This is a genomic window from Pseudoalteromonas sp. SCSIO 43201, from assembly GCF_023716725.1.
Classification (GTDB): domain Bacteria; phylum Pseudomonadota; class Gammaproteobacteria; order Enterobacterales; family Alteromonadaceae; genus Pseudoalteromonas; species Pseudoalteromonas peptidolytica.
Genome location: NZ_CP072683.1, coordinates 2,354,625 through 2,374,318, shown reverse-complemented (window position 1 = coordinate 2,374,318; position 19,694 = coordinate 2,354,625). Strand labels below are relative to the sequence as shown.

The 19,694-nt window shown below is 42.9% G+C and carries 21 protein-coding genes; 6 read left to right on the top strand and 15 right to left on the bottom strand.

Annotation, left to right across the window (positions count from 1 at the left end; all coding sequences use genetic code 11):
* Positions 1 to 147: 147 nt before the first annotated feature.
* Genes J8Z24_RS10095 through purM form a run of 3 tightly spaced genes read right to left on the bottom strand, consistent with a single transcriptional unit; the run spans position 148 to position 2,559 of the window.
* Positions 148 to 843 carry a DUF3108 domain-containing protein gene (locus tag J8Z24_RS10095; protein WP_128731218.1) on the bottom strand — a complete coding sequence of 232 codons (696 nt, stop codon included), beginning with the start codon at positions 841 to 843 and terminating at the stop codon, positions 148 to 150.
* A gap of 13 nt (positions 844 to 856) precedes the next feature.
* A complete protein-coding gene (gene purN / locus J8Z24_RS10090; protein WP_147390526.1) occupies positions 857 to 1,507 on the bottom strand; it encodes a phosphoribosylglycinamide formyltransferase in 651 nt (216 codons plus the stop codon).
* Positions 1,507 to 2,559 carry a phosphoribosylformylglycinamidine cyclo-ligase gene (gene purM / locus J8Z24_RS10085; RefSeq protein ID WP_128731216.1) on the bottom strand — a complete coding sequence of 351 codons (1,053 nt, stop codon included), beginning with the start codon at positions 2,557 to 2,559 and terminating at the stop codon, positions 1,507 to 1,509. The genes purN and purM overlap by 1 nt, the downstream gene beginning before the upstream one ends.
* A 253-nt stretch (positions 2,560 to 2,812) precedes the next feature.
* Between purM and J8Z24_RS10080 the strand changes: the two genes are divergently transcribed.
* Positions 2,813 to 3,154, top strand: coding sequence for an HP1242/YdcH family protein (locus J8Z24_RS10080; protein WP_373865588.1), 342 nt, complete (start codon positions 2,813 to 2,815; stop codon positions 3,152 to 3,154).
* Positions 3,155 to 3,329: 175 nt separating this feature from the next.
* Complete coding sequence (locus J8Z24_RS10075) at positions 3,330 to 4,901, top strand: putative bifunctional diguanylate cyclase/phosphodiesterase (RefSeq protein ID WP_225740691.1); 1,572 nt, start codon at positions 3,330 to 3,332, stop codon at positions 4,899 to 4,901.
* Here J8Z24_RS10075 and J8Z24_RS10070 read toward each other — a convergent pair whose 3' ends face one another.
* Positions 4,902 to 5,873, bottom strand: coding sequence for a LysR substrate-binding domain-containing protein (locus J8Z24_RS10070; RefSeq protein WP_125252411.1), 972 nt, complete (start codon positions 5,871 to 5,873; stop codon positions 4,902 to 4,904).
* Between the two features lie 174 nt (positions 5,874 to 6,047).
* On the opposite strand from J8Z24_RS10070, the gene J8Z24_RS10065 reads away from it, so the two are divergent.
* Together J8Z24_RS10065 and J8Z24_RS10060 are read left to right on the top strand one after the other, a co-directional pair.
* The gene (locus J8Z24_RS10065; RefSeq protein WP_176033232.1) at positions 6,048 to 7,028 is read left to right on the top strand and encodes a zinc-binding dehydrogenase; all 981 of its coding nucleotides are present in this window, start codon (positions 6,048 to 6,050) and stop codon (positions 7,026 to 7,028) included.
* A gap of 427 nt (positions 7,029 to 7,455) precedes the next feature.
* Complete coding sequence (locus J8Z24_RS10060) at positions 7,456 to 8,043, top strand: MlaC/ttg2D family ABC transporter substrate-binding protein (protein ID WP_125252413.1); 588 nt, start codon at positions 7,456 to 7,458, stop codon at positions 8,041 to 8,043.
* A 72-nt stretch (positions 8,044 to 8,115) separates the two neighbouring features.
* On the opposite strand, the gene J8Z24_RS10055 is transcribed toward J8Z24_RS10060, so the two are convergent.
* Both J8Z24_RS10055 and J8Z24_RS10050 read right to left on the bottom strand, forming a co-directional pair.
* A complete protein-coding gene (locus J8Z24_RS10055) occupies positions 8,116 to 9,096 on the bottom strand; it encodes a 2-hydroxyacid dehydrogenase (RefSeq protein WP_128730523.1) in 981 nt (326 codons plus the stop codon).
* Positions 9,062 to 9,577 carry a glutathione peroxidase gene (locus J8Z24_RS10050; protein ID WP_125252415.1) on the bottom strand — a complete coding sequence of 172 codons (516 nt, stop codon included), beginning with the start codon at positions 9,575 to 9,577 and terminating at the stop codon, positions 9,062 to 9,064. Before J8Z24_RS10050 ends, J8Z24_RS10055 begins: the two co-directional genes overlap by 35 nt.
* 128 nt (positions 9,578 to 9,705) lie before the next feature.
* On the opposite strand from J8Z24_RS10050, the gene J8Z24_RS10045 reads away from it, so the two are divergent.
* Positions 9,706 to 10,590, top strand: coding sequence for an NAD(P)-dependent oxidoreductase (locus J8Z24_RS10045; protein ID WP_252094620.1), 885 nt, complete (start codon positions 9,706 to 9,708; stop codon positions 10,588 to 10,590).
* A gap of 130 nt (positions 10,591 to 10,720) precedes the next feature.
* Here the strand turns inward: J8Z24_RS10045 and J8Z24_RS10040 are convergent, their stop codons facing one another.
* The 7 genes from J8Z24_RS10040 to J8Z24_RS10010 form a co-directional block, all read right to left on the bottom strand.
* Positions 10,721 to 11,434, bottom strand: coding sequence for a M15 family metallopeptidase (locus J8Z24_RS10040; RefSeq protein ID WP_252094619.1), 714 nt, complete (start codon positions 11,432 to 11,434; stop codon positions 10,721 to 10,723).
* Positions 11,403 to 12,530, bottom strand: a complete 1,128-nt coding sequence (dapE, locus tag J8Z24_RS10035; RefSeq protein ID WP_147391448.1) for a succinyl-diaminopimelate desuccinylase — start codon at positions 12,528 to 12,530, stop codon at positions 11,403 to 11,405. Before dapE ends, J8Z24_RS10040 begins: the two co-directional genes overlap by 32 nt.
* A complete protein-coding gene (locus tag J8Z24_RS10030) occupies positions 12,530 to 12,877 on the bottom strand; it encodes an ArsC family reductase (RefSeq protein WP_128730520.1) in 348 nt (115 codons plus the stop codon). Before J8Z24_RS10030 ends, dapE begins: the two co-directional genes overlap by 1 nt.
* Positions 12,874 to 13,386: a PTS glucose transporter subunit IIA gene (locus tag J8Z24_RS10025; protein WP_128730519.1), complete on the bottom strand. Its 513-nt coding sequence runs from the start codon at positions 13,384 to 13,386 to the stop codon at positions 12,874 to 12,876. The genes J8Z24_RS10030 and J8Z24_RS10025 overlap by 4 nt, the downstream gene beginning before the upstream one ends.
* A complete protein-coding gene (locus tag J8Z24_RS10020) occupies positions 13,383 to 13,763 on the bottom strand; it encodes an ACT domain-containing protein (protein ID WP_147391450.1) in 381 nt (126 codons plus the stop codon). Before J8Z24_RS10020 ends, J8Z24_RS10025 begins: the two co-directional genes overlap by 4 nt.
* Positions 13,764 to 14,170: 407 nt before the next feature.
* Positions 14,171 to 16,318, bottom strand: a complete 2,148-nt coding sequence (gene pta, locus J8Z24_RS10015; RefSeq protein WP_252094618.1) for a phosphate acetyltransferase — start codon at positions 16,316 to 16,318, stop codon at positions 14,171 to 14,173.
* Between the two features lie 2 nt (positions 16,319 to 16,320).
* Positions 16,321 to 17,520 carry an acetate kinase gene (locus tag J8Z24_RS10010; protein ID WP_252094617.1) on the bottom strand — a complete coding sequence of 400 codons (1,200 nt, stop codon included), beginning with the start codon at positions 17,518 to 17,520 and terminating at the stop codon, positions 16,321 to 16,323.
* A gap of 152 nt (positions 17,521 to 17,672) precedes the next feature.
* On the opposite strand from J8Z24_RS10010, the gene yfbV reads away from it, so the two are divergent.
* Positions 17,673 to 18,119, top strand: coding sequence for a terminus macrodomain insulation protein YfbV (yfbV, locus tag J8Z24_RS10005; RefSeq protein WP_125252423.1), 447 nt, complete (start codon positions 17,673 to 17,675; stop codon positions 18,117 to 18,119).
* Between the two features lie 112 nt (positions 18,120 to 18,231).
* On the opposite strand, the gene rlmA is transcribed toward yfbV, so the two are convergent.
* Together rlmA and J8Z24_RS09995 are read right to left on the bottom strand one after the other, a co-directional pair.
* Complete coding sequence (gene rlmA, locus J8Z24_RS10000; protein ID WP_252094616.1) at positions 18,232 to 19,035, bottom strand: 23S rRNA (guanine(745)-N(1))-methyltransferase; 804 nt, start codon at positions 19,033 to 19,035, stop codon at positions 18,232 to 18,234.
* On the bottom strand, positions 19,032 to 19,655 hold the full coding sequence (locus J8Z24_RS09995; protein ID WP_125252425.1) for an energy-coupling factor ABC transporter permease: 624 nt from the start codon (positions 19,653 to 19,655) through the stop codon (positions 19,032 to 19,034). Before J8Z24_RS09995 ends, rlmA begins: the two co-directional genes overlap by 4 nt.
* Between the last annotated feature and the right edge of the window lie 39 nt (positions 19,656 to 19,694).

Sequence of the window (19,694 nt, the reverse complement as noted above, 5' to 3'; positions counted from 1 at the left end):
CATCTGGCAAGGGTCAAACCGAATAATTTTTCGCATCAGTAGCTAGACTAAGCGCTAACTGTACCTAACTATTGATACGTAGGCTGCCACTTAATGTGAATCTAGAAACAATGTGTTAGCTCATTGCTTATCTACACCTCAGGTTATCTAGCTATCTGATTTTGCCTCTAAGGTTTTCAGCTCTATTTGAAATTGTTCCATCCCATCCTTTCCTTTATACATTTTCACAAGCATGTGATCATGATCGGGGGCAAACCATGCTATGGCTTGACGGTCACTGTCGTCATAAATGCGCTTAACTTTTATTGTTTTTACATTTCCAAACGGGAGGGTTATTGTTTCTTCGCCTGCAATTTCAAAGTCATAGCTACGTTGACTGCCTTTTTTGTCAATAATTGGATAGCTAAATTTGGTTTTGCCAGACTTTAAATCTTCCCTCAATTGTACTTGATAGCTAATCAAATCTTGTTGATTTTCGAGCCACTTTACTTTTAACGGATATTTTTCTTCGCTCGAGGTAATGGCATGGTTTTGATGATCGAACTTAATTTTATAGCTTTTATCAGGTCCTGTACCTTCACGCTTCATACTATAGTGAAGTGGACTGATGACATGATCTGATAGCTTAAATAATGACTCCTCAATACGCACATCTGAAAAGATCATCCATTCGATGTCACTTTTATATCGCACTGCATAAGTGGACTCTGCTACTTTGGTGAGTGTCCGAGTTGCTGTGCCATGTACTTCCCCTTTGCGAGAAACTTGGTATTCTGCGTGATATTCTTTTAGAGGATTGGCAATCGTGGAGGTGGAAAGTAGAGCGCTAATACCAATTAGCACAGCGCTCCATTTTTTATTCTTTGATGTACGGCGCACCTTGAACTGGTAAGGTTTTGTTGTCAAAAACAGCATATTCTGCTTCCATGGTTAGTCTTTGTTCGCTGAACCATTTGACCACCAAAGGGTAAAGAATATGTTCTTGCTTATGAACACGTTGTGCTAGTGACTCTGCCGTATCACCGGGAAGAATTGCAACCTTGGCCTGGCAGACCACAGGACCGCCATCTAACTCTTCTGTGACAAAGTGAACGCTAGCACCATGTTCTGCATCGTTAGCATCGATAGCTCTTTGGTGGGTGTTCAGCCCTTGATACTTAGGCAACAAAGAAGGGTGAATGTTCAACATTTTTCCCTTAAATTTTTGCACTAAATATGGAGTTAGAATACGCATAAATCCTGCTAATACAACCAAATCAGGTGTAAAGCGCTCAATTAATTGACCAAGCGCAACGTCATAGTCCTCGCGTGAGGCAAATTGCTTATGGTCTAATACTTCGGTTGTTATGCCGGCTTGTTGGGCTCTGATCAAACCATAGGCACTGGCTTTATTGCTGACGACGGCAGCAATTTCACCGTTTATATAGCCTGACTTACAAGCGTCGATAATCGCTTGTAAGTTTGACCCGCTACCAGAAATTAATACAACCAGTCGAGTTGGTGCCATTACTCGGCACCACCTAAGATCTCAACTTGTTCTTCACCTGTTTGTGCGTTTTGGATCTCACCAATGTGCCAAGCATTTTCACCTTGTGCTTTAAGTATTTCAAGGCTCAGCTCTAGTTTGTCAGCTGGAACAACTAGCACCATACCGACACCACAGTTGAATGTGCGGTACATTTCGTGAGTTGCGATGTTGCCATTTTCTTGTAACCAATTGAAGATTGAGGGCCATTGCCAGCTATCCCCTTTGATCACTGCCTTTGCCGACTCTGGTAGCACGCGAGGAATATTTTCCCAAAAACCACCACCTGTGATATGCGAAAGTGCGTGCACATCGACTTCTTTTAACAATGCTAAGATTTGTTTTACGTAAATGCGCGTCGGCTCTAGTAGATGTTCACCCAGTGTTTTACCTTCGAACTCTGCGTTGGTGTCTGCGCCAGAAACCTCTAGTACCTTGCGGATCAGTGAGTAACCGTTGGAATGGGGACCACTTGAACCAAGCGCAATTAGTTGGTCGCCTGACGCAACTTTAGTCCCATCAATAATTTTAGACTTTTCTACAACACCGGTACAAAAGCCTGCCATATCGTAGTCATCGCCTTCGTACATACCAGGCATTTCTGCTGTTTCACCACCGATAAGTGCACAACCAGATAACTCACAGCCTTTACCGATACCAGATACAACGTCTGCTGCAACGTCAACGTCTAACTTGCCAGTGGCATAGTAATCCAAGAAGAATAGGGGTTCAGCACCTTGGACAATAAGATCATTAACACACATAGCAACTAGGTCGATGCCTACCGTATCATGTTTTTTTAAATCGATAGCTAAGCGTAGCTTAGTACCAACACCGTCAGTGCCAGCAACCAAAACAGGCTCTTTATACCCAGTTGGGAGTTCACATAGTGCACCAAAACCTCCAATACCGCCCATGACTTCTGGACGGCGAGTTTTCTTCACTACGCCTTTAATTCTTTCGACCAATGCGTTGCCCGCATCGATGTCAACGCCAGCGTCTTTATAACTAAGAGACTGTTTTTGTTCGCTCACAGGTTTTCCTCAAAAGTTGCTAGATAGATTTGCTTAGAAACGCCGACATTTTACAACAATTGCATCTGGGCGGCTAGCGACTTTACGAGAAACCCTCTGTATGTGGTCAAAGGTCCTCGATTTATTTGTGAGTCTAGTATAGGAAATTGCTAGATGTTTGCTTTCAATGTAAAGGTATTTGACTTGCGTTAGATCAATATTCAGTGGCGGCAGGAGCGTACTATGAAGACAGACCCAATCAAGCAGTAACTTCATGAGATTATTGAAGAACACTGTTGTTAAAGGCGCATTGATTGGGTTTTCTAAACACGAGAATGCGTTTTATACCACCACGATTAATGGGACTAAAAAGATGAATATTGAACGCCATAGTTTAGCAAAAGAGCTACCAGAGTTTAAAGATAGAATTCACGAACTTAAATTGTCAGATGGACACTTCTCAAGGCTATTTAAAGACTATCACGAAGTAGATAATGAAGTGATCCGAATTGAGGATGGTGTAGAACACTCAAGTGATGAATATTTAGAGTCGCTGAAAAAAAAGCGCCTATGGTTAAAAGATCAACTATATAGCATTCTTAAAAGTGCTGAGTGACGATATATAACAATGCGGGCTAAGCTGGCCCGCATGCCTGCCTTTGCTTATCTTTTGCCTCTGTTGATGCCGTTTTGAGCAGGATCAAAATTCTTATCTATACTGTAACCATTGTACTCCTTTCACGATATATCCTTTGATTGCACTCACTTTGGTCATTGCTGGTAGCTTTATTATGGGATTAGCGTTTTCTCCAGCAATAAAGATCTGCCGTTTGACTTCGTCCATGGGGTGGCGTGTTTTGTTGATCCTAATGGCCTTGTTTGAGCTTGGTTACGTAAGCTTTGCGTATTTTATGTATGCTCATCTAGAGAGCATTAGCATTATTGAGCAAGGATTGAGCCTCATCTTATTCTTAGGGTCAATTTTCGTGTTTGTTGTCAATTGCCTCAGCTTGACGAGCTTGCGTGAGCTAGACGAGATAGCAAAACAAGCAAAATATAACGCGGAGCATGATTTTTTAACCGATCTTGAAAATCGGCAGCGCTGTATCGATGCGATAAATGAACGGAAATTACGACAAGTTGATTTCAGTGTTATTCTAGTCGACCTCAATAATTTTAAGCAGATAAACGATGCCAAGGGCCATTTTTTTGGTGATAAATTACTGGTAGCACTTGCGAATAAAATGCGCGCTGCACTACTACCGCGAAGTCAATTATATAGGATGGGTGGGGATGAGTTTATTATCATTATGGATGTCAGTGATGCTAACTGTATCTATTCACAAAATAATGCTTTGCTAAGCGAACTAAGATCGGGGATCGAAATAGAAGACCTAGAACTGGATGTTACCTATAGTGCTGGTGCTAGCTTATGGACAAAACAACGACAGCTAGGGGTCTTTGATCTATTGAAACAAGCTGATATAGCAATGTATTCGGCAAAACACAGCCGCCAAAGTATCGTTATTTTTGACGAAGAACTTCACGAAGGAGTTGAAGCTGAGTTTCAATTACTTACAAACCTAAAAACGGCATTGGCACGGGGGGAATTAACGCTTTATTATCAGCCGATTGTGTGTACACAAAGCGGCGATATTTATGGTGTGGAGGCATTACTGCGGTGGCCGCAAGCTGACGGCACTGTGATTATGCCTGATAAGTTTATTACACTGGCTGAGCGTAACAACTTAATTAAGCAATTGAGTGCGTTTGTTATTAACCGTGTGTTTCAGGACTTAGTAATTTTGCTGGAAGTACATTCAAGTTTAGAAGTGCATATTAATCTTTCATGCCAAGACTTTGTGGAGCAAAATTTAATAAGCACACTAGCAATGTTGTTAGATACGCACCAAATTGATCCTAAGCATGTTGTTTTCGAATTGACCGAAAGTACGGTAATGCAGGAAGTCGAAAAAGCACGAAGCCTAATTGAAACCTTAATTGAAATGGGATTTTCGGTGAGTATTGATGACTTCGGTACTGGTTTTTCCTCCTTTTCAATTCTCAAGGAGTTGCCAATCTCACAAATAAAGATTGATGGCTCTTTTGTCAGTCTCAGCCATGAGAGTGAGAAAGATCAAGCGATTGTAGAAACCAGTATGTTTCTTGCCCGTAAACTTAACTGTAGTATAGTCGCCGAAGGTGTTGAGAGCGATGCCTGTTTACAGTACTTATCCCGCTTGGGTTGCCCTTACATCCAAGGTTTTCAAATTTGTGAACCACTATCATTGAGCGAGTGTATCAAATGGATGAACTCAAGATTAATGGTCAAAGGAGCGATGAAGCGCCTAGATGGGCGATAGCTAAAAAGTCAGTTTTGGTCTTGGCGGCACAAAACCATACATCTGCTCAAAGCCTGGTATTTCATTTTCCCAAATCGGTATTTCTTCACCTATATAAGCACGAAATGCGTCGAGGAATAGGCGTGTTCTTACAGGGAGATCACGATGAGGGTAAAGTGCGTACATCGCTGCAAAATCAATGAGCTTTGTCTCGGTAAGCAGTGGCTGCAGTTTTCCGTCGGCTACCTCTTGGCCAACTAAAAATGCGGGGGCGACGATGTAACATGTTCCGGATAACACGCTTTCTAAAAGAGTATCACCATCATTCGTTCTGAAGATACTCTTAATTGGCATTTGTTGCTCTTGGTTATTTTCATCCAAATAAGTAATGCTGGTGAAACGTAATGCGTCACTGGCGTAGCTTGCAGCTGGGAGTTGAGTTAATTCTTCAAGTGTCGTAGGTGTGCCATGTGTTTTTAAAAAGGTTGGGCTGGCTACTATCAAAAAACGATTACGTGCGATGCGCCGTGCTATCAAAGAAGAGTCTTTTGGCTCGCCGACACGAAAAGCTAAGTCAAATCCTTCACCGACTAAGTCAACCAGCCTGTCTTCTAGCCTGAGCTCGACTTCAACGTGAGGAAAACGTTTTTGGAAATCATTAATAACCGGCTGTACATAGCGTCTACCGACAACTGTTGAGCTGGCGATTTTGAGCAATCCCTTTGGCTCTGTGTGGTAATTTTGCGCGATCCGCTGTGTATCACTTAGCAGTAAACGCAGCTCTTCAGCTTTTTTTACCATTTCAGATCCTGCTGAGGTTAATGAAAAAGAACGTGTTGTTCTATTCATTAGTCTTACTCCAAGCTCTTCTTCAAGCTTGGTCATCTGCTTGGAAATGACTGAACGGTCAATGTTGCGAAGTTGTGCGGCGCTTGCAAATGAACCGCGTTCTACAACGTCTAAAAAGATTAATAATCGGCTGCTAATATCCATAGTGCAAAAAAGTTCACTGATACTGATGCCATTGTGACACTAAACAATTGGAATTGCGAGGGGCATATTTACACTAATAAAGTTGTGGCAAATAGCTAACAATGGTTTAATGAAAATAGACGCATAGCTTCTAAGCGTATTACATTATTTTGAAGCATAACGTAAAGGCACAAGATGAAAGCAGTCCGATTCAAACATACAAATGGACTTACCTTCGAGCAGGGAGAGATTAATTTACCCGAGGCGAACGATGATCAAGTTTTGATCAAAGTTGAGCATGTTGGTTTAAGCTTTATCGATACTAAAGTCGCCAATTGTCCTTGTGAAGACACACCAAATCGTGTGTTTGGTATTGACGCGGTAGGCACTGTTGAGAAAGCTTGTAAAACAGGCTTTCCTGAACCCGGCACTCGGGTATTTTGGCATGGAGATATACGTGAGCAGGGCACAATGAGCGAATTTGCAATCGTCCCTAGTCATGCCTTAACTGTGTTACCAGCCAATGTCGATGGTAAACTTGCAGCCGCGGCAATCGCGCCGGCTATGTGTGCATTAATCGCGCTATTCAAATTACAGCTGAATCGTGGTGATACCATACTTATTGAAGCGGCACATCATCCAGTTGGACAAATGGCGGTACAGTTTGCAAAGCAGCTCGGAGTTGGTGTTGCTGCTTGTACACAGGCAAAGCATAAAAAGCTGGTGGAACAACTAGGTGCAGATCTGGTTTATACAGAAGATAGTCTGTCTGCTTTAGCCGAGAGGTTACAGCAACATTTTGGTGAAGCAGAGGTTCAAGGTGCATTAGACCTTACCGGCACGCAAACACAGCAATTGATCAATCATTTGGTTTTTTGTGGACGAGTGAGTTGTTTAGCTGGGTTACCTGCAATTGAACAGCATGTATTGATGAAAAAGGCACCTAATATTGGCATTGTATCTTTATGTGGGAGCTGGCTTTCTAACAGTGTCTGTGCACAGCAAAGAATGGCATTTATTGGCAATGTACTGGCCGAAAAGCTAGAAAAAGACGAAGTAAAGTTGTCCCACTTAGGATCCGTCCTAGCTAATAACGACATTCTCATCGAGACACTCGATAAGCTTGCTGATGATGAAAATATTACTTTCTTCTGTGCTGAAATGCCGTTTAACTAATTCTTGCTTTTTAGGGTGCCAAGGCTGCGTGTAAGCCCAGCCTTGCACTTCTACAATATTTGATACATTTTCTGACATTTTTTCTTATCTGAACACCGTATACTCAAGCTACCACTAGGCTATGGCAGTAAAGTGCAGTAAATCCTTCTGTCCATGCTGTTAGTGGGTATAACTTATTATTCGATCTTATACCGATGCGCTTAGTACATGCTCTATTTAAGGGAGTAAGTCTGGCGCGAACTACGTTAAGGTTTTTTGTCTGGAAATAGATCGTTTAGTTAAGCGGATCGGTATTAATCGTGTCATCTCATATTTTATAATAGGTTTATTGATGTCAAAACAGCATCAATTTGGTGCGAATTGATATGTTTATTTGCACTCGTCAAATTGGATAGACTAGTGCCCAAGGTTTAATAAGGATTAAACGATGAAAAAGTTACTCATTATTTTTAGTTTACTCGTTTTTTCGAGTATTGCTGTGGCGAATACTTCTCCATACACGCTAATCAATCAAGTAGGCGATAAGCTTTTTACAGATATTAAAGCGGTAAATAAAGAAGGAAAGGCAACTGAAACCGAAATGAAGGGGATTGTACGTAGTCGCCTTATGCCACACATTGATGTGAAGTTTGTTTCTTTCAAGCTGCTTGGCAAGCATATCAAAGGGCTAAAAAGAGATGAAGCGGTCGACTTTATTAATGCCGTTGACGATTATTTAGTAGCAACTTATGCCAGCGCACTTTTGCAGTATAAAGGGCAAGAGGTGATATTTGAAGAGTTGCCAGTTTCTGACGGCTCTGATTTTGCTACGGTAAAAGTTGTGATCAAAGAGCAAGCAAAGCCTGATATCGACATGCACTTTAAGTTTCGCCAAAGTAAAGATGGCACTTGGAAAGTTTATGACATGGTAGCTGAAGGCATTTCTCTACTGAGTGCGAAGCAAAAAGAAATCACCATGCGGATCTCTGAAGTAGGTTTGGCACAAGTCACCGCTGAACTTAAGAGCAAAGCATAAAACGAATTACTTCCCCCGACTTTGAAGTAACCAAAAGAGCACAGTATCGTTGAGTGCTCTTTTTTTTGTTATTCACTCAACTTTGTTTAATAGTGGTTTACCCACCCTTGCTGCATCAAGGTTTTCGCAGGTGACAGTAGCTATTTGTTTAAGTGCTTCTTTAGTAAAAAACCCTTGATGGCCAGTTACTAATACATTAGGAAAGCTTACTAATCGAGAAAAGATGTCATCTTGAATGATCTCTTCACTGTGGTTTTTGAAAAAAAGTTCGGACTCTTGTTCATAAACGTCTAAACCAAGATAACCGAGTTGTTTTGACTTAAGTGCTGAGATACAGGCTTTACTGTCTAATAACGCACCTCGACTGGTGTTGATAAGCATCACTCCTGGTTTCATTTTTGCAAATGCAGCATCGTCAATAATATGATAGGTGTGTTCATTTAATGGACAGTGTAGGCTGATTATATCTGACTGTGCGAGCAAAATATCCAAAGAAACAAGGGTGTATGGCCCTTCACCAATATTGGGGTCGTAAACCAGTACATTCGCCCCAAAACCGTTAAGAATGCTAACCAGTGCCTGGCCGATTTTCCCACAACCAACAACACCAACAGTCTTGTTGTATATATTGAAGCCTAATAGGCCGTTTAGATCAAAGTTATCTTCTCTGACTCGATTATAGGCTTTATGTGTTTTTCTGCTCAATGTTAGCATTAAGGCAATGCAATGTTCGGCAACCGCTTCGGGACTGTAAGCGGGCACTCTTACCACATCTATGTTGCTTGCCGTTGCAGCCTTAATATCTACATTGTTAAATCCAGCGCAGCGAAGGGCAATTGTTTTGATGTTATATTCTTTGAGTGTGGCGATAACATCGGCATTCACAATATCATTTACAAAAACGCAAATGGCATCATATCCTTGGCACAGGGCTACGGTATTTGGATTCAGAGATTCATTGATAAAGCAAAACTCAAGAGCTGAAAAGGGCTCAATGGCTTGCTTAAAAAATGGCACTTCATAGTTTTGCGAACTGAATAGGGCGATTCTCATGGTTAATGTGGCTCTCTATCACTGATTTTAGCGTTTCTGGTTTTGTTCTTGGCGCATATCTAGATACTAGCATGCCATCAGAGTTTATTAGAAACTTAGTAAAATTCCATTTAATCGCGCGATTTTGCGCAATACCTCGGGTATGAGATTTTAAATAGCTAAATAAAGGGTGAGCATCCGGTCCGTTAACTTGTGTTTTAGTACAAATCTTAAAGCTCAAATTAAAGTGCGTATTATAAAATTCTTTGAGCATTTCATCTTCAAGTGGCTCATTACGGCCAAATTGATTGCATGGAAACGCCAGCACCTCAAAACCAAATTGTTTGTACTTGTTGTGTAGCTTTTCTAGTGCTGATAATTGCGGGGCAAAGCTACATTTGCTAGCAATGTTTACGATGAGCAGCGGTCTACCCGCAAATGATTGTAGCGGTATAACTTGTCCATCAATAAGCTGTGCACTAAAACGATAAATACTCTCCATCCTTTCAGGCTCCGTGTGTTTTCTTTATGTTATTCGGTATCAAAGCAGTTTTTTCATTTGCTATGACAGAGGTGCTCGGGTATAAAAACTCCATTCTTATTAAGATAACAATGAAATAGGACAGAAATATGTCAGTGAGAGTCGCTTTTTTAGGGTTGGGTGTCATGGGTTACCCGATGGCAGGACATTTGCAAAATGCAGGCTACCAAGTCACGGTATATAACCGTACGACAAGTAAGGCTGAAAAGTGGGCTTCAGAATATCAAGGAAGTTTTGCTGCAACACCAAAAGCAGCGGTGACTGACTGTGATTTTGTATTCATGTGTGTGGGTAATGATGATGATTTACGTTCGATAGTATACGGCGATGATGGTGTGCTGGCGGGAATTAAATCTGGTGCAGTGCTGGTGGATCATACCACTACATCAGCAAAAGTCGCCCGTGAAGTCGCACAAGAAGCGCAATTACAAGGGGTTGAGTTTCTAGATGCTCCGGTATCGGGAGGACAGGCCGGAGCTGAAAATGGCGTATTAACAATTATGGTTGGTGGTCAAACTAATACGTTTGAAAAAGCACAACCAGTCATGGCTGCATTTGCAAGATTCAGCCAGTTAATTGGTGAAGTCGGTGCTGGACAGCTTTGTAAAATGGTTAATCAAATCTGTATCGCCGGAGTAGTACAGGGATTAGCGGAGGGACTACACTTTGCAAAACAAGCAGGCTTAGATGGCGAAAAAGTGATTGAAACGATTGCCAAAGGCGCAGCAGGGTCATGGCAAATGGAAAATCGCTATAAAACCATGTTAGCAGGAGAGTATGAGTTTGGCTTTGCTGTTGATTGGATGAGAAAAGATTTGGGCATTGCACTGGATGAGGCAAGAAGTAACGGTTCAAATTTAGCGCTTACAGCGTTGGTTGATCAGTACTATGCAGACGTTCAAGCGTTAGGCGGAAATCGCTTCGACACATCAAGCCTACTTGCTCGACTTGATGCTATCCACGACAAGAAATGATGGTGTAACCTAAGGCGAATTTATACACAAGTAGCTGGCTATTGGCTGGGAGTTAAACGCTGTTAGCATCAGATTTACTCCTTCAAATTGAGCAAGTATTAAGTCAAATTGGTATTATCCGAAGCTCAGGTTACTTGGGTGCTATATTAGCGATAAACTGCTGATGTAGCGCCTCTAGGTTATCAAGTATTGCTGTCTTTGCGCCGATATTCGTGTGTGCTAGCAAAGCTTTGAGTGTAGCCGGAGATTGTAAATCAGCCAGTGGCTTTGCGGTGCGCCAATGACTGATATGCCACGGTTCGGCAGCAACACCACCACGAAAACGGTCGTAAGGTCGGTAAAAACCATAGCGTTCGAGGTTGCTGTCTAGCCACACAGAGAATTCGTATTGATGCCCGCCTTCCTGGTACTCCCACGGCTCAAGCTGCAATGATTGCTGTGCTGGTAGTCTATCCCTCGCGTATACATCTATATCTGTGCCAAAATGGTGGCGGCTTGCTCCTGGAAGGGCAGAAAACAGCATGATAGCTCTGACTTTTTCTATTTCAGACAGTTCACTCAAATCTACAGCTTGGTTGTTCAAGTCAAGCACCGGCCGTCGCATGGAGAACTTATGCTCCCATATCGATTTTTGCCTTTCAAAGCTGCGAAATGCTGAAGCCATGTAAAGCGTGAAACCGGCCAGTTTTGCAGCGTTGATAAGGGATGCCAAATCATCCACAATCTCTCGGTGCACATAACGACCGTTATAGCATATGAGATGCGATTCATTCACCCCACATGCTATACACTGTGCCGCCGTTAAGGAGCGGCTAGGCAAGTAACTTCTCCAAGATTTTTTCATAGATCAATGCGAGTTGGTCTAGATCTTTACAACTTACGCATTCGTTCACTTGATGAATGGTCGCATTTATCGGGCCAAGCTCAATGACTTTACAGCCTGTTTGTGCGATGAAGCGCCCATCAGAGGTGCCACCGGAAGTCTCAGGGGTTGTTGTTCTTCCCGTTACTTCTTGAATGGCTGCCATGGTAACATCGAGCAATGGGCCAGGCTCAGTTAAAAACGGTAAACCGTTTAATATCCAATCAAGTTCGTAATCAAGCTGGTGTTTATCCAAAATCGCAGTCACACGCTGCTTGAGTTCTTCGGCAGTTACCTCAGTGCTAAAGCGAAAGTTAAACTGAACTTGTAGGGTGCCAGGGATAACATTGCCGGCACCGGTTCCGCCATTAATATTAGATACTTGGAAGCTAGTTGCTGGAAAAAACGCATTGCCTTGATCCCACTCTGTATCGCTCAACTCTGCAATTGCTGCTGCGGATAAGTGGATTGGATTTTTAGCGAGGTGTGGATACGCGACATGACCCTGCTTTCCTATCACTTTAAGGTGTCCTGTGAGTGACCCGCGACGACCATTTTTAACCACATCACCAAGCTCATGACGAGATGAGGGCTCACCGACCAAACACATATCAATTTTTTCGTTTCGCGCCTCAAGTAAGTCGACAACGCGAGTCGTCCCATTCACAAATGGGCCTTCTTCATCAGAGGTGATCAAAAAAGACAAAGATCCTTTGTGATTAGGGTGGTTATTAATAAACCGCTCTGTGGCAACAATCATCGCAGCAAGTGAGCCTTTCATATCGGCAGCGCCACGCCCATGTAACATATCGCCTTCAATCGTTGCTGCAAATGGCGGGTGCTGCCATTGGCTCTCGTCGCCAACAGGTACAACATCGGTGTGACCGGCAAAGCAAAAGTGTGGCCCTCTTGTCCCTTTTCGTGCCCATGTATTGAGCGTATCGACAAAAAAGTGTTCTTCTACATTGAACCCTAATTTTGCTAGACGCTCGTTAATCAATTGCTGGCACCCTGCATCATCGGGTGTGACTGAAGCCCGTTGGATCAAGGTCTGTGCAAATTCTACTACTTCACTCATCAGGCAAAAATCTCATCATATTGGGCTGCTTTAAAGCCTAAGTGGTATTGACCTTGATAAAGTAAGATTGGACGTTTGATCATGGCTGGCGCATCTAGTAAATGCTGTTTTGCACTCGTTTCACTTAAATTCTGCTTTTGTTCATCGCTCAGCGCACGATAGGTGGTACCACGTTTATTTAACACATTTTCCCAGCCTAAATGTTCAAAAAAAGTAGCGAGCAGGGTTTCGTCGATCCCTTCTTTTCGATAGTCATGGAAAGTAAACTCGATATTGTTGTCTTGAAGATATTTTTTTGCTTTTTTAATGGTATCGCAGTTGCTGATCCCATACATCATAACTGTCATAAAGCACACGCCCTCGCAATGGTTATTATCGGCTCTTTGGCCGCTGTAACTTGTTTTAAAGGATAATAACATGCACCAAGTTTTTGTGCATTGAGTAGCACAATTGCCGCCATTGTTTTTGCTTCACTTAGAGGAACATCGTAAAAACATAGTGGCTCACCGAGCGCGATCTTAGACTTACCAAAGCTATTAGCTTTAAGGTATTCAGGCTTGGTAAACTCACTACTGATGTCAAGGCTTAGTAACATTTTAAGGCCGTTGTTTGCCTGCACAATATACTCGCAGCCATTTCTGCGCGTTTGGAGTAACTGGCCGTGACAAGGAGAAAGCAGCAGTGGCACTCGAACCTGCACGCATACACCAATTCCCAATGCTCCCGATGCAATTACTGCGTTTGAGTGTGCTGTGAGCGGAAACACCTTACCGGTGAAAGGGCTAGGAATATGTGCGATAGGGTTGGCAATTTGTGATATTGGTCGATACTGAATAGTTGGTGAAAGTTCAATCAAAGTAGTAAATACCCGTCTTTTTTAAGCGCTTGTATAGCATGTTGAATTTGGCTCTGCTTCACAAGAATATAGTCTGTATCATACGTTGATAAGGTAAATATTGAGATGTTCGATTTTGCCAGCACGCCAGATATATTTGCCATAATGCCAGTTAAAGAAAATCCAAGCGGTCCTATTACCTCTAGCGCGCGCCAGTGAGTTTCGGCTGCAAGGCTATCGACTTTAATACCTGACTCACAGACTATGGATAGCTCATCTGATGTTTTGGCTATAAAGAAAATTTCACTGTTTAACACCGCTTGCGGTACTGCTTCATCACAATCTAGACTATGTATCGTAAATTCTTGCTTGAGCAGCTGCAGTGTTTGCTTTGACATTACCAACCCTTTATTTGGAAAAATACCAAGTGCTTAAAACATAGTATAGTGAAGTCAAATTAAAGACCAGAGCAGACGGGTAAAAGTAAAAAATTAATTATTAAGAGCTGATACCAATTAGACTTAATAATTGCTTACTTAGAACAACTAAATAGCAAAATTTTTGTCTGGTTACGGCAAGATCTTCTCGCCTCAAAATAGACCACTGAATTAAGATAATTGGTATTAGAATAACCAATGGCTTTTCAGTCACAATTTTCGTGGTTTTTGTGTCGATTTCAATGCAGGGTTATGGCGTTGTATGAGGAAGTAGGGCATCCCCAGTAATTATTGTCAAAAAGATATAAATCAAGGTGTACTTTGAGAGGAAAGGGCTCAGTATTGAGCCCTTCGTCTAATAGTAGTGATTAAGCTTCGATTTGCGTCGCTTGAATTGCGGTCAACGCGATTGTATATACGATGTCATCGACTAATGCACCCCTACTTAAATCATTGACGGGCTTGCGCATACCTTGCAGCATAGGCCCTATGCTGATCAGCTCCGCACTTCGTTGTACAGCCTTATATGTAGTATTACCGGTGTTCAGATCTGGAAAGACAAACACAGTTGCTTTACCAGCCACTTTGCTGTTTGGTGCTTTTTTACGCGCGACATTTTCCATTATTGCGGCATCGTATTGAAGTGGCCCATCTATATCTAGGTCGGGGCGTTTTTCCTGTGCAATTTCTGTTGCAGCTCTCACTTTTTCCACATCAGCGCCTTGCCCAGAAGTACCAGTACTGTAACTGATCATTGCAACTCGCGGTTCGATACCAAATGCTGAAGCTGAGTCAGCTGACTGGATGGCGATATCTGCTAATTGCTCCGCAGTGGGATCAGGGTTAATTGCACAGTCACCGTACACTAATACTTGATCTGGTAACAGCATAAAAAATACTGAGCTAACTAAGGATGCGCCAGGCGCGGTTTTTATCAACTGCAGAGGCGGCCTGATAGTATTTGCTGTGGTGTTCACTGCGCCTGATACCAAGCCATCAACTTTGCCTTCAGCTAACATCATAGTGCCAAGAACTACGTTGTCTTGTAACTGCTCTTCAGCAACAACTTCAGTGAGACCTTTGTTTTTGCGTATCTCAACCATAGGCGCAATATATTTGTGCACTTCATCTTGTGGCGATAATATGGTCACATTTTCATTTAGCTCTACACCTTGCTGCTGGGCGATGCGCTCAATTTCTTCGCGGTCGCCAAGTAACACGGTCTTCGCAATGTTGCGAGCGCCACAAATCGCAGCAGCCTTTATTGTACGAGGCTCATTGCCTTCGGGTAGTACAATTGTTTTACCTGCACGTCTTGCCAGATCAGTGAGCAAGTAACGAAAAGCCGGTGGTGACAGCTTACGAGTTTTGGCAACGCCTTTAGCAAGACCCTCTAGCCACTCACTGTCAATATGGCGAGCATTGTGCTGCTTCACCCTTTCAATACGTTGCTCATCATCACTGGGTACTTCCATATTAAAGTTATGTAGTAGTAATGACGTACGCCATGTATCGGCCTCAGTGGCGAGAATAGGTAAACCAGTATCCATGGCCTGCTCACACAAGGTCATGATCTTCTCTTCGGGCTTAAAACCACCGGTTAATAATATGGCACCAATCTTTGTACCATTCATAGCCGATAAACAGGCTGCGACCAATATATCTGAACGGTCACCTGGAGTGACCAACAGGGCACCTGGGGTAAAGTGGTTCAGAATATTTGATACCGTTCGAGCACAGAAGGTCACGCGGCGCAGACGACGGTGTTCCATGTCACCTGCATTGATGACTTCGGCTTTCATGTAATTACTCAGATCAATAACCCGAGGTGCAACAAGATCAAAGTCCCACGGAATTGCGCCTAACAGCTGAAATGGGTGCTTTCTAAAAATCGGTAGCGACGCTAATCGATTCATTTCATTTTCTAGTTCATCAGGCTTGTACTGATCAACTAAGTCTGCACGTGCTCGACCATCTTCATCCAGTGGTGCATTGACTTTGTTAAAAATACAACCCAGCACACGAGGGTGGTTGACCCCGCCGTAATTACCCGCGGCGATTTCTAGTCGATCTTCAAGCTCGTCAATGGAGTCATTTCCTGGTGTTAGAACAAAAACAATGTCTGCGCCCAGAGTTTGAGCGATTTCACGATTCACACGTCCAGCATATGGCTGACGACGCGTGGGCACCATCCCTTCAATGATGGCAACCTCATCATCTTGCACCGTACCTTCGAAGCGCTCTACAATTTCCTCTAGCAAGTCGTCGCCTTTACCATCACCAATCATCTGCTCAGCATAGCTCAGCTCAAATGGTGTTGGCGGAGTAATCGTTGACCCTTGTTGTACGATAAGGGTCGATTTTTCTGGACCTGTGTCTTCTTTTCTTGGTTGTGCAATCGGTTTAAAAAAGTTCACTTTGACCGCTTTTTGCTCAAGCGCTCGGACTATACCTACAGAAACCGACGTTAAGCCAACGCCAGTTGAAATAGGAATGAGCATGATACGACGTCCCATTACTATGCTCCTTTTGCAAGTGTTGCAGCGTCGTTCGCGATCACCCACTCTTCATTCGTTGGAATAACCATCGCAACCGGAGAATGTGCGGCGTCAGTGATAATACCCTGACCACCAAATCGAGCTTTGAGGTTTTGCTCAGCATTTACCTTCATGCCAAGGAAGCCCAGTTGGTTAACCACTTTTTCACGGATAACATCCGAGTTTTCACCGATACCACCTGTGAATACGAGTGCATCTAAACCACCTAACGGGACTAAGAAGCTAGCAATTTGCTTAGCCAAACGGTAACAAAAAATATCCAAGGCGAGACTCGCTTGAGGGTGATTTTCCTGAGCCGCTTCTTCTATTGTGCGGCAGTCATTTGATAGCTCACTGATCCCAAGTAAACCACTTTGCTTGTTCAACAGCGTATCAATTTGCTGGGTTGAGTAGTTTAGGTGGTTGATAAGGAATGAAAATAAACCTGGGTCTATATCACCACTTCGGGTCCCCATAACCAGACCCTCCAGTGGGGTTAACCCCATACTAGTATCGACAGATTTACCATCTTTTATGGCCGTAACAGAACAGCCATTACCCAAATGCGCAGTGATAATACGAGATAGTGCCTGTTGCAACCCTAAAACTTCAATGGCTTGTGCCGATACGTAAGCATGACTAGTCCCGTGGAAGCCGTAACGTCGTACACCATGTTCACGGTAGAGTGAGTAGGGTAGCGCGTAAAGGTATGCGGTTTGATCCATACTTTGGTGGAAGGCCGTATCAAACACTGCAATCTGCGGTAAATGGGCAAATGCCGCCTGTGCTGCGCGTATGCCAAGTAGATTGGCAGGGTTGTGCAAAGGCGCGAGACTTGCCGTTGCTTCGATTGCTTGAATAACGGAGTCATCAATAATGACTGACTGTGTAAAACGCTCTCCGCCATGCACTACGCGATGGCCGACAGCGACAAGATCAGCATCTAAAGAAAGATCTTTGATGAGTTTTACAAGTGTAGTGATTGCAACTTGGTGTGCATCACCACTGTTAAGGGGAACGATTTCTTTGTTGCCTTGGAACTTGTACTTTATTTGTGGTGCTTGTTCAGCGAGGCGCTCGCCCAGACCTGATAATATTTCCTCTCCGGTTGCGTTATCAATGATTGCAAACTTGAGACTGGAGCTTCCACAATTAAGAACCAAAACATGCTGAGATGACATAATGACTTTCCGTTTTGACAATAACAGTTATTGCGTATTAAGCTTAAAGCTATAGCGCATATAAGCTACGCATTTAGACTAAGGTATAGTTGACAGTAAAGACGTCGATTTTACCTCATTTTTTATATAAAAGTTAGCACCTAGGAGTTATGATGCAAAAAAGTCTTATTTCGCAAGTGCAACTTGGACGTCAATACTCAAAAGAGTGGCCTATGCGCAAGGAATTAGCACCACTATTCCCCGAGTTTCGGGTGATAAAGGCGACAGAGCTTGCTTTAAATACTATGCCTATGCTGGCGGTGTTTACTCTATTTCTGCAAACTAGTCAGTTGGGGTACCAATATTTACCACAGGCGATAGCGGTTGCGCTGTTCTTTTTATCGTTGCCTGTTCAAGGGCTGTTATGGTTAGGAAAAAGGGCGGAAACACCATTAAATCCAGCACTGAATTCTTGGTACACAGAGCTTCACCAAAAGATGGTTGCGAATGGCTACGATACCCCTTTATCCTCTAGAAAGCCAAGATATCGGGAATTGGCGAGATTATTGAAAGATATGTTTGAAAAGATGGATAAAGCATTCACCAAAGAAAACCTGTGAGGTAATGTATAAGCCTACCCCTAAAAACAGTGGGTAGGCTACAGCGTGCAAGCGCTAATTTAGTGAATCACCTTTGGACTTCAACATATCCATGTTAGTTCGTAAGATAGTGCTATTCGTTGCGCTGATATTCATTAATAAAAAATGATAGCGTCACTTCAACTTTATCCATTTTTTGCAATCTGTCTAAGTGCTGCTGCTTAAATTTCCACGCAAATGGTGTCATCATGATCAGGTGCTGTACGCAAGTAAAGTCCATAGTGTGAGTCTGTTGTAACTTGGTACGATCAACTAATGTAAAACCAGCAGGGGTGTCCGGCGCTTTGTGTAGTTTCACATCGTCGTAAATGAGAGACTTTAGCTCAAACAGATGATGCTCTGCTGGTGATATCACAAATAAGCTGCCTTTTGATTTACACAGACGCGCTAACTCTTGATCAAAAATCGGCGCGAAAATACTGACGATAACGTCAGCAAACTTATCTTCAAATGGCGCCTCCTTAACAGACGCGACACTAAACGCGACTTGAGCGTAGCGTTTTGCTGCATAACGTATTGCTGGCTTGGCAATATCTACACCATATACCGTGGCACTTGGACAGTGACTCGCAATTTCTCGTGTATAAAACCCTTCTCCACAGCCTAAGTCCAATACTTTTTCAGGCGTTTTCTGTGCTACAAGAGAGGCGAGGTTATCTCTTAGAAACTCATAATGGTGGGTTTCAAAAAATGCACGACGTGCAGCCACCATTTCTTGGTTGTCACCAGGCTGTTTAGACTTTTTATTCTGAACTGGCAATAAGTTGACATAGCCTTCTTTGGCTATATCAAATTGGTGATTTTGATCACAGGTATAGCTAGCACCACCTCGAAACAAAGGTAGTTTACAAAGCGGGCAGCGGTAATGGGATATCATTTGTCTAAGTATTCCCTATCAAAAAAGGTTTTAACCCAATGTGGGCGGTATGTAATAAGCAAAGTGATAGCCATGCCATTTAGCATTGCTTCTGGGAACCACATGATGACAGCAAAGTGCAGGTAATTATCTGCAAGCTCGAACCAAGTATAGGCATCGACGGTGTAATAGTACATTGCGCTGAGTAAGATTTTTAAGCACCCGACGGTACCTGCAAATATAAATGCACAGACGAAGATATATACAAAAAAGTGCCTCGGTAGGTAATGATAGCAAAGCACAAATAACCCGTAACTAATGTACACTGGGAGTAAAGCGGTAAAGAGCCATAAATTACCAAACTCCGGCAATGAGAAGCCGTTGAAGTAACCATGTAATATACATGCTAAGCTTGCACTTAGCGCACCTAAACGCCATCCCAGTATAAGGCTTACAGCGGTAACACCCAAAATATGAATATCAAGTTGTGGTAAAATGCCCGCCTTAATTTGCCACAGCAACGTGAGTACGACAGCGCAACTTAACACCCCAGTTTGTCTTGCTGCAACCAGTAATAATTGTTGGTACTCTTGACGATTAAAGCTAAATAAAAATAATCCGAGCGCGGCGATAAAAGTCACGGCTTCTTCCACATGTTAATGAGATTGGCAATACTAGTT